12 protein-coding genes are annotated in these 13,478 nt (G+C 63.7%); 7 read left to right on the forward strand and 5 right to left on the reverse strand.

Annotated elements, in window-relative coordinates; genetic code table 11:
* Together ABIC76_RS06135 and ABIC76_RS06140 are read left to right on the forward strand one after the other, a co-directional pair.
* Entirely contained in the window at positions 1-1,596 is a 1,596-nt protein-coding gene (locus ABIC76_RS06135) for a PqiB family protein (RefSeq protein ID WP_354533334.1), read from the forward strand.
* A gap of 95 nt (positions 1,597-1,691) precedes the next feature.
* Positions 1,692-2,267: a PqiC family protein gene (locus tag ABIC76_RS06140; RefSeq protein ID WP_354533335.1), complete on the forward strand. Its 576-nt coding sequence runs from the start codon at positions 1,692-1,694 to the stop codon at positions 2,265-2,267.
* Positions 2,268-2,310: 43 nt separating this feature from the next.
* On the opposite strand, the gene ABIC76_RS06145 is transcribed toward ABIC76_RS06140, so the two are convergent.
* Positions 2,311-3,066 (reverse strand): TetR/AcrR family transcriptional regulator, encoded by a 756-nt coding sequence (locus tag ABIC76_RS06145; protein WP_354533336.1) that lies wholly within the window; start codon positions 3,064-3,066, stop codon positions 2,311-2,313.
* Positions 3,067-3,144: 78 nt separating this feature from the next.
* Here ABIC76_RS06145 and ABIC76_RS06150 point away from each other — a divergent pair, with 78 nt between their 5' ends.
* From ABIC76_RS06150 to ABIC76_RS06170, 5 genes are all read left to right on the forward strand, one after another.
* Entirely contained in the window at positions 3,145-4,905 is a 1,761-nt protein-coding gene (locus ABIC76_RS06150) for a bifunctional 3-(3-hydroxy-phenyl)propionate/3-hydroxycinnamic acid hydroxylase (RefSeq protein ID WP_354533337.1), read from the forward strand.
* A 9-nt stretch (positions 4,906-4,914) separates the two neighbouring features.
* On the forward strand, positions 4,915-5,985 hold the full coding sequence (locus tag ABIC76_RS06155; RefSeq protein ID WP_354533338.1) for a VOC family protein: 1,071 nt from the start codon (positions 4,915-4,917) through the stop codon (positions 5,983-5,985).
* A gap of 48 nt (positions 5,986-6,033) precedes the next feature.
* On the forward strand, positions 6,034-6,987 hold the full coding sequence (locus ABIC76_RS06160) for a fumarylacetoacetate hydrolase family protein (RefSeq protein WP_354533339.1): 954 nt from the start codon (positions 6,034-6,036) through the stop codon (positions 6,985-6,987).
* A gap of 5 nt (positions 6,988-6,992) precedes the next feature.
* Positions 6,993-8,933 (forward strand): acyl-CoA synthetase, encoded by a 1,941-nt coding sequence (locus tag ABIC76_RS06165; protein WP_354533340.1) that lies wholly within the window; start codon positions 6,993-6,995, stop codon positions 8,931-8,933.
* A 165-nt stretch (positions 8,934-9,098) separates the two neighbouring features.
* Positions 9,099-9,824 (forward strand): OmpW/AlkL family protein, encoded by a 726-nt coding sequence (locus tag ABIC76_RS06170; RefSeq protein ID WP_354533341.1) that lies wholly within the window; start codon positions 9,099-9,101, stop codon positions 9,822-9,824.
* A gap of 159 nt (positions 9,825-9,983) precedes the next feature.
* Here ABIC76_RS06170 and ABIC76_RS06175 read toward each other — a convergent pair whose 3' ends face one another.
* The 4 genes from ABIC76_RS06175 to ABIC76_RS06190 all read right to left on the reverse strand — a co-directional run bounded on the left by ABIC76_RS06175 (position 9,984) and on the right by ABIC76_RS06190 (position 13,437).
* Positions 9,984-10,721, reverse strand: coding sequence for a response regulator transcription factor (locus ABIC76_RS06175; RefSeq protein WP_102065438.1), 738 nt, complete (start codon positions 10,719-10,721; stop codon positions 9,984-9,986).
* Positions 10,722-10,809: 88 nt separating this feature from the next.
* Positions 10,810-11,595: a winged helix-turn-helix domain-containing protein gene (locus ABIC76_RS06180; RefSeq protein WP_354533342.1), complete on the reverse strand. Its 786-nt coding sequence runs from the start codon at positions 11,593-11,595 to the stop codon at positions 10,810-10,812.
* A gap of 145 nt (positions 11,596-11,740) precedes the next feature.
* Positions 11,741-12,757 (reverse strand): fimbrial protein, encoded by a 1,017-nt coding sequence (locus tag ABIC76_RS06185; protein ID WP_354533343.1) that lies wholly within the window; start codon positions 12,755-12,757, stop codon positions 11,741-11,743.
* Entirely contained in the window at positions 12,754-13,437 is a 684-nt protein-coding gene (locus ABIC76_RS06190) for a fimbrial biogenesis chaperone (protein WP_354533557.1), read from the reverse strand. Before ABIC76_RS06190 ends, ABIC76_RS06185 begins: the two co-directional genes overlap by 4 nt.
* Positions 13,438-13,478: the final 41 nt, after the last annotated feature.

Here is a 13,478-nt window from a genome sequence, read left to right on the forward strand (position 1 = left end):
ATGCGTCCTATCGATCTACCCCTTCCCGATATCACGCCGCCACGGCGCTGGCTTCCGTCCATGGTCTGGCTCGTGCCGCTGATTGCGGCATTGATCGGGCTTGCGCTGGTCGCCAAGACCATCGCCGAGAAAGGCCCCGCCGTCACCGTCACCTTTGCCAATGCCGAAGGCCTCGAGGCTGGCAAGACGAAGGTCAAGTACAAGGATGTCGAGATCGGCACGATTCAATCCATCTCGCTCACGCCGGATCTGAAGCGCGTGATGGTGAAGATTCAACTAGCCCGCGAAGCCGAGCGCTTTGCGGCCAAGGACACCCGGTTCTGGGTGGTTCGCCCGCGTGTGGGCGCGAGTGGCATATCCGGCCTGGGCACGTTGCTTTCCGGTGCGTATATCGGCGTGGATATTGGGCATTCCAAAGACAGCCAGACCCAGTTTGTTGGGCTGGAGAGTCCGCCATCCGTCACCACCGATCAGCAAGGGCGCCAGTTTTCGCTGCACGGCGATTCGCTCGGTTCGGTCGATATTGGTGCGCCGGTCTTCTATCGCCATCTGCAAGTGGGGCAGGTGGTGGGTTTTGCATTGGACAAGCAAGGCGGGGGCGTACAGGTGAAGGTATTCCTCAACGCCCCCTACGACAAATACGTCGGCACCAACACGCGCTGGTGGCATGCCAGCGGCGTAGACCTGCGACTTGATTCCAGCGGCTTGAAGCTGAATACGCAATCGCTGGCCACCGTCATCGTCGGCGGGCTGGCGTTCCAGTCGCCACCGGGTCAGGCGGATGGGCCACCGCCGCCGGACAGCACCGTGTTCCAGCTAGCATCCGATGAAGCGGACGCAATGCGCGAGCCCGACGGTACGCCGCTGACTGTCGTCATGCGGTTCAATCAGTCGCTGCGCGGCTTGTCCGTCGGCGCACCGGTGGACCTGCGCGGCATTGCGCTGGGCAACGTCACCGACATCGGCATCGAATACGACGAGGCTGGCAAAACATTCAGCATGCGCGTCACGATGGCGCTGTATCCGTCGCGGCTGAGCCGGCGCACCAACACCTCGCTGCCCGCGCCGGATACGCCGGGCGCTCATGAACTGCTGCAGCACTTGGTCATGCAGGGGCTGCGCGGGCAGCTGCGCATGGGCAACCTCCTGACGGGCCAGTTGTATGTGGCGCTCGACATGTTCCCCAAGGCGCCACGTGCGACGGTCGATGTCCACCGCTCGCCGGTCGAGTTGCCGACCGTGCCGAATTCGCTGGATGAGCTGCAGGTGCAGCTTGCCGACATCGCGAAGAAGCTCAACCAGGTGCCGTTCGACAAGATCGGCAACAACCTGAATGGCACGCTCGAAAATGCGAACCGGCTGTTCGGTCATCTCGATAAAGACGTCGTGCCGCAGGCGCGGGACACGCTGGCCTCTGCACAGCAGACCTTCAATGCGGCGCAGGCGACCTTGCGGCAGGACTCACCGCTCCAGTCGGACGTGCATGACGCGATGCAGGAACTGACGCGCACGCTTCAATCGGTCAATGCGCTGACGGACTATCTGGAGCGTCACCCGGAATCGCTGTTGTTTGGCAAAAAAGGAGATGCACGGTAATGGTGTCGTGGCTCCCAATTTGCCGCGTCGTTGCCGGCGTGGTTGTCTGCGCAGCGCTTGCATCATGCAGCTCGCCGCCGGAGCGCTTTCACAGCTTGCTGGGTGGTGATGCCGATAGCGTTGCGGTGGCCGCACGGGCACAGGCACCCGCACGCGCCTTTTTCGTTGATGTGGTGTCGGTGCGCGTTCCGCGGTCGGTGGCGGGCAGGCGGCTGGTCGTCCAGGCCGGTTCAGGGCAGGTCGACGTCCTGGAAATGGACCGCTGGGCGTCGCCCGTGGGCGATGAGATCCGTGCGGCGCTGTCGTCCGGGCTGGCGTTGCAGACCCGCGCGATGGATCTGCACGGTCTTCCCTACGATGGGAAAAGGCCGATCTACCGCGTGGCCGTGGATGTACAGCGGTTTGATGCATGGCGCGGCTCGCACGTCCTGATCGATGCCGTCTGGACGATTCGTGCTGCGGATGACCGTCAACTGCTGACATGCCACAGCGTCGTCCAGGAGGACGTCTCCGCTGGTATTGACGGCGTGGTAGAAGGCCATCGGCGCGCGCTGAAGGCGCTCGCTTCGCAGATGGCCGAAGCGGTGGTGGCTTACGCTGCCGAACCGTCAGAGGTCGCGCGATCGAAGCGAGATTGCCTGGATTCGGCGGCCAGTACCGTCGCCAAGTAAGGTCGTTCGCGTAGACGCCCGCGTTCCAACGCGGGCGCTCAGGTCAGCTTGCGCTGTCGGCTGTTTCCACAACGGGCAGCGGCCGGGCGGCCACTTTTTCGGCTTCAGCGCGTTTGAGCCCCAGCGTCTGCAGCAGCGCCGCCGCCGTGCGCTCGGGGAAATGGTCCCCAGAAAATCCCAGCTCCTTGACGACATCCGCGGCCGGCGCACCGGGCGCCAGAAAGTTGAGTTCGGCCGAGATGGCGGTCAGCACGGTGCCGCCGACCGACAGGAATCCGATGAACGGATCCACCACCACAAACCGCTTTGCCGCGATGCCGCGCTCGATATCGCGCAGCAGGCGCTGACCGAGGCCGTGCGTCAGCACGCGCGCCGAGAAGCCCTCGCGGATGAGAAAACGCCCCCACACCGGCTCGCGCCTCGCCCGGACCAGCGTGTGCCGTACCGACACGGAAATGATCTCGGCCGCGTCGGACAACCCTTCCGTCACCTTGTCGAGCGAATCGGCGAACTCTTCAAACACCGAGTTCACCAGCGCGGCGTAGACGGCTTCTTTCGATTCGAAGTGGTTGTAGAACGAGCCGAAACCGACGTCCGCGGCCTCGGTGATTTCGTTGATGGCAACGCCTTCCATGCCTCGTTCCGCCATGAGCCGGAGTGCGGCATCCAGCAGGCGCGCGCGCGTTTCCCGCTTGCGCCGCGCGCCCCGGGGCTCACGCTCTTCAGCGGCGGGCGCCGCAGGGGCGGGCGTCTTCGCAGCGGGGCGCTTCGGTGTTCGGCGAGTCTCGGTGGTGGCCATGGCGGTCTGCAGTGCTTGTTGTGGCTGGAATTATAGATTCGAATGTCGATATTGACAAAATCATCAGTGATGACTTTAATGTCAAAAAAGGTGACTAAAGCCTGGTCGAAACGTAGACAAAGAAACGGAGTAGCGGTGGAGACAAATGCACATGCGCGTGCCAGTTCACGCGCCACGGATGGCGCTCGCCCTCAAGCGGCTGGCGCGTTGCCAGCTGAGGTAGATGTCCTTGTGGTGGGGCTCGGCCCCGTGGGGGCCATGGTGGCGCACTTGCTGGCGCGCGACGGCGTGAGCGTGATGGCGATCGACAAGGCACCCGACATCTATATGGCCCCGCGTGCCATTGCGCTGGATAACGAAGCCTTGCGCATCCTGCAACAGGCCGGCATCGGGCAGAGCGATTTCGAAACGGTGGCCATTCCCCACGTCCGCATGCATTCGCCCTGGCTGGGCGAATTCGGGCGGGTCAACACGCTGGGCAGCCTGGATGGCCATCCGAAACTCGTCACGTTCTATCAGCCCGATCTGGAGCGCTGTCTGCGCGCACGCTTGGCCGCGCACGATGATGTGCATGTCGCGCTCGGCACCACGCTGCTCAGCCTCACGAATCAGCCGGACGGCGTACTCGCTTCGCTGGACATCGGCGGCGGGCAGGTGCGCCGGGTCCGCGCTCGCTACCTGGTGGGCGCAGACGGCGCAAGCTCGCTCGTGCGCCACCTGATCGGGCAGGAGTTCCGCGGTACCACGTATGCGGAGGACTGGCTCATTGTCGATGCGCGGCATGTGCCCAAGCCGATCGACCACGTTGAATTTCTCTGCGACCACCGGCGCCCCACGCCGCACATGGTCGCCCCAGGCGCGCGCGAGCGCTGGGAGTTCATGCTCCAGCCGGGCGAGCGCCGTGAAGAGATGGAGTCGGACAGCCGCATTCGCGAGCTGCTGGCGCCGTGGACGGACGTTGACAACATCACGATCGAACGCAAGGCGGTCTATCGCTTTCACGCCAGAACCGTCGACCGGTTCAGCGTTGGCCGGGTGTTCCTTGTTGGCGATGCGGCGCATATCACCCCGCCGTTTGTCGGCCAAGGGCTGGTCGCCGGACTGCGGGACGCCGCCAACCTGAGCTGGAAGCTGGCCTGGGTGCTGCAAGGGCGGGCCGATGCGCGGATTCTCGACACCTACGACGAAGAACGCCGCCCGCACGCGAAAGCCATGATCAATCTCGCGCGGTTCATGGGCAAGCTGGTGATGCCGCGCAGTGCGCCCATCGCGCTGCTGACGCACGGTCTGATGCGCTTGACGCGGCTGGTGCCCGGCCTGCGCTCGCAGTTTGAAGAGCTGCGCATCAAGCCGAAGAACGCGTTCAAGACCGGGCTGTTCGTAAAAGGATGTTCGTCGACCAAGCTGATGCGCGGCGGAGTGATTCCGCAAGGCTGGGTCAGGAATGCCGAGGGGCACACGTGTCTGAGCGACGACGTGCTCGGCCACGGTTACACGCTCGTCGGTTTCGGCTGCGACGCCCGCGCGGCGCTGGAGCCCGCAACGGCCGCCGCGTTCGAGCGCCTCGGCGGCACGTTCGTTCGGATCGCGCATCGCGGGCAGCCTCTGCACCGCGACGTGCCCAGCGTTTGGGAAGACCTCAACGGCACGTTCCTTCCCAACGCGGCGCCGGTGGGTTGGGCGGCCGTCGTGCGTCCGGATCGCACGGTCGCCCATGACGGGCCCGCTGCCGAGGCAGAGCGCCTCGTGTGCGAAAGCCTGGCGCTGCTGGGCGCCCAACCTGCGCCCATGCCCGCAGCGGACACCGCCGCTGATGTTGCTGCCGTTCAATCCGCCTGAGTGCCTGCCATGAAACTCACCACAGCACAGCCTGCACGCCATCCGCAGCCGACGACCAAGGCGTTGGGGCTGGCCTACCTGATGTTCGACCGGCCCGATCTCGAGCGCGCCGAGCGGTTCCTCAATGACTTTGGTCTCGTGACGGTTCAGCGCGACGAGGCGACATTGCTCTTGCGCGGCACCGGCCCGGCGCCGTTCTGCTATGTCGTGCGCAAGGCGCCAAAGGCCGCCTTTGCCGGCTTCGGGTTGCAGGTGGCCGGACGCGCCGCCTTGGATGCCCTGGCGAAACTACCCGGAGCCTCGACCGTGGAGCCCTCGGATTGGCCGGGTGGTGGCGATCGCGTGCGACTCCTCGATCCGTCCGGGTTTCGCGTCGACGCGATTGCCGGTCAGGCGCAGACAACCGAGCTGCCGCACCGTTCACCGTTGCCGCTCAACTCGGCAGACACCGCCGTGCGCATCAACGCAACACAGCGGCCACCCGTGGGTACGCCGGAGGTGCTTCGCCTCGGGCATGTCGTCCTGGAGCTGGCCGACTTTCAGGCGACCTGCGCCTGGTACACGCAGCACTTCGGTTTCATCCCGAGCGACGTGCAGGTGTTGCCCGACGGCTCGCCTGCGGTGGCATTCATGCGGCTGGATCTGGGCGATACGCCGGCCGACCACCACACGCTCGCGCTGGCGCAGGGCTTTGTGTCGAAGTACAGCCACAGCGCCTTCGAACTGATCGACGCCGATGCCGTGGGCATGGGCCACCGCATGCTGCGCGAGCAGGGATGGAAGCACGCCTGGGGGCTGGGCCGGCACATCCTCGGCAGCCAGATTTTCGACTACTGGCAAGACCCGTGGGGCGACAAGCACGAGCACTACTGCGACGGTGACTTGTTCACCGCCGATCTGCCCACCGGCATTCACCCCGTCAGCCGCGAGGCCATGTCGCAGTGGGGCCAGGCCATGCCGGCCAGCTTCACCAAGCCCAAGCTGACACCGACGGCCATTGCGGCCCTGATCCGCAACCTGCGGCGCAGCCCCGACCTGACGCTGCGCAAGCTGGTCACGCTTGCCCGGATCTTTGCCTGAGGCAGCACACGCCCGGTCAGTCGTCATCCATCCAACGCATCGTTCGCCATGTCCATCAATATCGTTCGCTTTGAGTACCAGGATCAGACCCAATGGGGCGTGATCCGCGATACCCGCATCACGCCCGTGCCCGGCACCTTTGCCACGACGGGCGACTTGGTTCGCAACACCACGTTTGCTGAGCTTGCTGCGCTGGGTGGGGAAGCCCTGCCCGTGTCGGCGGTGAAGCTGCAGTCTCCGGTCACGCGCAACCAGCAGTTCATCTGCCAGGGCGCGAACTACCGCCAGCACATGATCGAGTCCGGCATGGACCCGGACGTGAAGACGTACAACATGATCTTCACCAAGGCATCGAGCTGCATCGTCGCGGCCGACAGCGACGTGATCAAACCGAAGCGCGTGCAGTTTCTCGATTACGAGATCGAGCTTGGCCTGGTGATGCGCAAGGCGATGCATGGGCCAGTCGACGTGACGGACGACAACCTGCACGAATACGTGGCCGGCGCCGTGATCGTGAACGACTATTCCGCGCGCGACGTGCAGATCCCGCAGATGCAGTTCTACAAGGGCAAGTCGTTCCGTACGTTCGGGCCGGTGGGCCCGTGGCTCACGCTGCTGGAACCGCGCGAGATCCCGGCGCTCCGGAGTCTGCAGCTCAAGCTGACCGTCAACGACAAGCTGCGGCAGAACGACACAACAGCCAACCTGGTCTACGGCCCGGCCGAGACGCTGACCGAGCTGTCTCGCGTGCACGACCTGGAGCCGGGCGATTTGCTGGCGACGGGCACGCCTGCAGGCTGCGCCTTGTCCATTCCTTCTCCTGCCAAGCAGAAGGTGGCCGCGATGCTGCCCGAGAAGACGAAGTGGGAGATGTTCTTCAAAGTGCAGGCCGCTCGCCCTCAATACCTGAAGTCGGGCGACGTGGTGGAAGCACGCATCCACGCGTCGGACGGACGGATCGATCTGGGTGTGCAGCGCAATCGCATCGTTGCCGAGGAGTGAGCGCCATGTCCGGTTTTTCCAGCCTGCACGACGTGGAAGCCGCGGAAGCACAGGGTCTTCCGCCAGATCTTCCGTCGAGCACCTACGAAATGATCCGTCGCGGCGCCAGCTTGAATCCGGAGGCGCCAGCATTGAGCTTCTTCCTCAGCGTCAATGACCACCGCACCCCACAGACGTGGAGCTACGCAGCGCTTCTTGAACGCATCACGCAGACGGCCAATTTCTTCGACAGCATCGGCGTCAAGAAAGACAGCGTGATTGCGTTTGTGCTGCCCAACCTGCCGGAAACGCATTTCGTGATCTGGGGCGGGCAGGCTGCCGGCATTGTCGCGGCCTTCAATCCGCTGCTCGAAGGGCCCGCGCTGGCCGAACTGCTCAATGCCGCCGGTGCGTCGGTGCTGGTCACTCTGGCACCGTTTCCCGGCACCGATACGTGGGTCAAGCTGCAGCCGCACTTGCCCGCCATCAAGAGCCTGCGGCACCTGGTGCTGGTGAACCTGGCCGACCGCGTGCATGGTGCCGTGCAATGTGCCACGCAGATTCAAAAGAACGAAGCGCTGCGCTTGCTGGGCCCGCAGGGCGTGCATGGTGCTGTCCCGATGTCGGTGCGCATCCACGATTTCAAAAGCGCGATCCAGGCGCAGCGTGCAGACGGCCTGAACAGCCGGCGGCACATTGCTGCGCACGATGCGTCGTCGTACTTCTGCACCGGCGGCACCACGGGCTTGCCGAAGATTGCGATGCGCACGCATGGCAATGAAGTGGCCAACGCGTGGAGCACGGCGCAGGTGCTGGGCGAAGGCATCGGCCCCGGCAAGGTGGTGTTTTGCGGCTTGCCGCTGTTCCACGTCAACGGCGTTCTGGTGACCGGGCTACTGCCGTTTTCCAGGGGCGCGCATGTCTTGCTTGGCACGCCGCAAGGCTATCGCGGCGACGGCGTGATCCAGCGCTTCTGGGAGATCGTGGAGCACCACCGCGTGAACTTCTTCAGCGGCGTGCCGACGCTCTACGCTTCGCTACTGCAGGTGCCCGTTGGCGAGCGCGATGTGCGATCGCTCGAATACGGCCTCTGCGGCGCCGCGCCCATGCCGGTCGAAGTCTTTCGCCGCTTCCAGGAGCAGACCGGCATCAAGATTCTCGAAGGCTATGGGCTGACCGAAGCGACCTGCGTGAGCAGCGTCAACCCGCCCACGGGCGAGCGCCGTCTTGGCTCCATCGGCCTGCGCGTGCCCATGCAGCCGATGAAGACCGTCGTGCTGGACGAGGGTGGCGTGTACGTGCGGGATTGCGCGGTAGACGAGGTGGGCGTGGTGCTGGTGTCGGGCCCCAACGTCTTCTCGGGGTACCGCCAGGCGGAGCAGAACAAAGGGCTTTGGGTCGATACGGGCGATGGGCAGCAGTGGCTCAATACCGGCGACCTGGCTCGGCAGGACCAGCAAGGCTACTTCTGGCTCACGGGCCGCAAGAAGGAGCTGATCATCCGCGGCGGTCACAACATCGATCCGCTCACCATCGAAGCGCCGCTGCATCGTCACCCCGCCGTGCAGATTGCTGCCGCCGTCGGGCGCCCGGATGTGCATGCGGGCGAGTTGCCGGTTGCCTACGTGCAATTGCGCGCCGGTGCGTCCGCCACAGAAGCCGACCTGCTGGCCTTCCTGAAGGCGGAGATTGCCGAACGTGCTGCGCTGCCCCGACAGGTCAACATCATTGAAACGATGCCGCTGACCGCCGTGGGCAAGATCTTCAAGCCCGCACTGAAGCACCGCGAAACGCGTGAAGCCCTGTCTGCGGCACTTGAGGATGCGGGCATCGCGTTTGAGGCCCTGGAAGTGGTGGAGGACAAATCCAGGGGCCTCGTCGCATCGGTCAAGCTCGAAGCCTGCGCATCGATTGTTGCCGCCCGAGAAGTGCTTGGCCGCTTCCCATTTCCCTTTTCCGTCAATTGAAGTTGAAGCACGGATGTGCCGGCGTCCTGGCGCATCCAATCGAAGGAGGAATTCCTCGCCTGCCCGCCGACGCATCCAATGTCGCGTGAGCAGGTGAAGTGCCCCGCGCCGCATGACGGCGCATTCCAGCAGTTGCAGTGCCTACATTAAAAAAACGGAGACAACATGAAGACCACACGCGCGGCAATGCTCTTGTCGCTCGCGGCGACCTCGCTCGCCCATGCGCAGCCGGCAGGGCAGTGGGTCGTTAATGCGGGCTGGGTGCATCTCGCCCCTCAGGATTCCAGCCAACCGCTGACAGTGAATGCGCTCGGGCAATCGGCCGTGGTGCCCGGCAGCGGGTCCACGCTCGCCAACGCCAATACCTTTGCGCTTACCACACGGTATTTCGTCACTGATCATGTGGCCTTGGAAACGGTGTTCGGCATTCCACCCACCCTGCACCTGAGCGGAACCGGATCGCTCGCGCCCGTTGGAGAAATGGGTACGGCAAGGGCGTGGAGCCCGGCCGCGCAACTGCAATACCACTTTGGCGAACCGGATGCGCGCCACAGGCCGTATCTTGGCGCGGGACTGGCCTATGTCTGGTACCGGGATATCGAGTTGAGCCGGCCGCTGGCCACCGGGCAGATTCTGGCCTCGCCAACCACTGGCGCCATGTTGGTTGGCCCGACCACGGCATCGCTCAGCAAGTCGTTCGCCCCCATCGTCAATGCCGGGTTGACGTACAACCTCGACGCGCATTGGTCGATCGGCGCATCGGTCTCGTATATGTGGCTATCCACCAAGGCAACGCTGACGACGCAGGCGCCGGTGGGTACCGTGACAACGACCACGAAGGTGCGGATCAACCCGTTGGCGAGCTTTCTGTCGGTGGGGTATCGGTTCTAAAGCCGCGCGGTGTGAAGGGCGTACGGCGCGATCCATACGCATTCGCCCGCGAGACCAAAGTGTGGGAGCGCAGGAATGGGCCGGCGTCGACCTGTTACCCACCTTGAACTGGCGGTGCCTGCGGCATGGACGGTGCCAGCCTCCGGGATGCCCAGAATGCTATGCACGTAGGGCGTAGAGGTGCGTTGGGGCGAATCCTGCGGCGCTGTGGCTTGAGTAGCGCTCGAGCCGATAGCCGACGTTGTAGACCCCGCGCAGGACTACGCCATTGTCTTCATACAGCCCGAGTTTGGTCCGCAGCCGCGATACATGGGTATCAATGGTCCGCGTCATCAGTGGAACCGTGCGTCCCCAGGCCAAGGCAAAGATCTGGCTGCGTGACAGGGTGCGATCGATGTTGGTAAACAACAGCAGCGCAAGGCGGGTTTCTATGTCGGTCAGGTCGGCAGGCACACCGCGCACCCGGATCATGCGCCGCAAGGGCATGACGTCGAACGCACCCACGGTAAAGCTGGCCTGGTGCATGCGGGCGGGATAGACGCGTCGCAATAGCGCCGTGACGCGGGCCGAGAACGCCAGCGCGCCGGTGGGCATTTCCACATAGTCGTCTGCGCCACCGTCCAGCAGGCGGGCGATGGCGAGCTGGTCTGGCTTGCTGCCGTAGATCAAAGCCGGGACGCTCTGTAGAAGTCGGGAGCGCAGGAACGCCAGCGCGTCGAGAATGTCCGCATGGTCGGCGTTGTCATGCAAGACAACCAGATCGTACGAAGCCTGATGGAGGGTGCCGACAAGCGCTTCCAGCGTCGTCAATCGAACCACCTCGTGGCCGAGGTGCCTCAAGGTGCCTTCCACCCAGTCTCCGTCGTTCGATGCGGAATGGACAAGCGCGATGTGCATAGAAATTCCTGATGTGAATCGGGCGTGCTATCCGGAAGCCGCCAGCCGTTGGCGATGATGTCGACGGTGTCGATGTCGGCATGCCGAGTTACCGACCCAGAGTCAGCGCATCGCCTTCTCTGCCGGTGTATTGGAATGTCGCGCCATCGGTGGGTTCGAGGTCCTCAGCCGGAGAGAATCGATATCCACCGGATCGCACTGTCTGGACCCACCCTTCGGAGTGGGTGCCTTCGAGCGCCATGCGCAGCTTGCGTATATGCACATCCACCGTGCGTTTGCCGATGCAGAGGCAGTTGCCCCATACCTGCGCCAACAGTTCTTCTCGCGAGTGCACGCGCCGCGGGTTGGATACGAGAAAGCGCAGCAGCCGGAAGGCAATGGGGCTGAGCACAATCCTCCGGGGGCCGAGTTCGGTTTGCGCAGTTACGGAATGCGACATCGCGTGCAGTTGCAGGCTGTGCATGGGGGTTTCCAGCTCCGTTGCAACCCAGCCGCCGCGCCGCAGAAGCGCACGGATGCGGGCGTGCAGTTCACCCGGGTGATACTGTCCGCTCCAGACGTCATCGGCCCCGGCATCGAAGGCCAAGATACGTGCTGCTGATGTGTCATCGCGCACTGCGGCGATCATCGGCAGCCGGGCGGTGTGCGCATTGGAACGTAGAGACCGCAGGCCGCTCAGCGCTTCTTCATTGATTGCTCTGACTGAGAAGACTACGAGGTCGGCCTTTGCAGTGATGACCGCCGCGTGCACGCCTGCCGGGTCATCGACGTGCATTGTGTTGTAGTCGCCTTCGCGCAGCGCCGCTATCACGCGATCGAGCCACCAGCGATCGCGCCCGACGACGAGCGTCCGAACAGCCCATGCCTGATTCATCTTTGACCTCGAATGACGATCCGACGCGACCAAAAATAGGGTGCCATTTCAAGCACCGCAATTGGACGGATACGATTCCGCGCGGAGCCTTCCGTGCCGCGTTCTACGTAGGTGTGCATTGTTTTCACCGGACGTCGGCGCGCGCTCAGTCGTACAGAATCTGAACGGTGACCACGGCCGTGAAGGGCCCGATCTTCGGGGCACCAAGCGGCTTGAGCGTTGCTGTCATGGGCACGTCGATGTACGTGTCCGACGGCGAAAACGTAGCCAGCGAAAACGGCTCTCCGATCGGAAGCACCTTGCCGGTCCGGTCTTGGATGCTGATCCCGAAGTTGCTGTCAGCCGATGGCAACACCAGCCCATCGTGCAGCGGGTTCGATGTCTGGAAATAGCCATTGATCTTCACCGACGTTGTGCACTGCTGCTTGGTCAGTGCGAGGCTGAACGGCCGCGTCGGGGCTGTGGGGGAGAAGCCCGTCGGTGTGGCCTGTACCTGTCCGAAGTCGACAATGCCGGGCTCGGGTGCGACTGAGACATCGACGATGCACGGCGTAGGCTTCAGGTTCTCCAGACCGCTCAGGATGTATTGAAAGCTGGTATTGCAGCAGTTCAAGCCCCGTGCACCGTCGAACTGAAACACGGGATAGGTGTCCTGCGGCACGCCCGTCCACGTACCCCGCTTCCTGACGACGACTTGATAGGTAATGCTGACCGGCACCTTGGGGCACAGGCCTGCATCGAAATCCGCGGTGGTACACACGGGCACGATGTCGCCCGTCGGGACGCCGGTGCCCACTTGGTTGCTGGCGCCGAAGTGGTCGACGCCCTTGTAACGGATGCCGATCTCGAGCCCCCAGGCGGCGGGGTCCATGTTGGCGGGATTGGCGTAGAAGAAGACAGGGTCCTCCCACGACACGCCAGGACGCAGATCCTTGTAGCAATACCCGGTCGTGGTACGCGTGGGCGATATCCAGATGATGTAGCCGTCCGGTGCGTTTACCGGATACGTCTGAACGGAGCCGATCGGCTCGACAAACTTGTCGGCACCACCGGACGCGACGCACCGCATGGCCAGTGCCGATTGCGATTCGAGCACACAAGCCAATACAAGCATGGCGTGGAAAGCGAGCTTCGCCACGAACCGTTGACCAGACGTCCTCATGGCTGCACGCTCCGGCACGTTGCGCCGTCACAGGTGTATTTGACGGCGTTCTGCCCACCCCAGTCATTCATGTGAGAGACGTACAGCGTCGCCGGCAATGCGCCCGAGAAATCCACTTCAGCGGTGGCTTTGGGCGCGACCATGACCGCGTCGAACTTCAGCGTCTTTTTCTCTTCGCTTGCGGCAAGCTCGACCACCGTGATGTGAAGAGGCGTCGGGTTGTCGAGCACCAACTTATGGCGTGATGCGTCAAGCCGCAGCGTCATCGGCAAAGACGGATCGTCTTCGGGTTTGGGCTGCACACCCTTGGGCCGGTAGAACAGTTTGATCTTCGAATGCAATGCGATCTGGATCGCATTCTGCGCGTCCGTCTTGGGCGGAATCTCCCTCACGTTCAAATAGAAGACCGATTCCCGGTCGGTCGGCAGCATATCGCCGGGCAGCTTCACGATGCGGAGGATGTTGCGCTCGTTCGGCTCAATGCGCTGCAGCGGAGGCAGCACCATGAAGGGCGAGGTGATGCGCTTGCCGGCCGCGTCCTCGATCCAGGACTGGACCACATAGGGATATTTCTCGCTCTTGTTCGCTACGGTTAGGCTTTCCGATTGCGACTCGGCGTTGTAGATGATGCGTGTGCGATCCGGAACGACAGCGGCCTGCACCGGCGAGCAAAGCTGCATCAGTATGCTCAGGCCTGCGAAATACGAGATGGGGGCGAAAG

This window comes from Ralstonia sp. 1138, assembly GCF_040544795.1.
GTDB classification, from domain to species: Bacteria; Pseudomonadota; Gammaproteobacteria; order Burkholderiales; family Burkholderiaceae; genus Ralstonia; species Ralstonia flatus.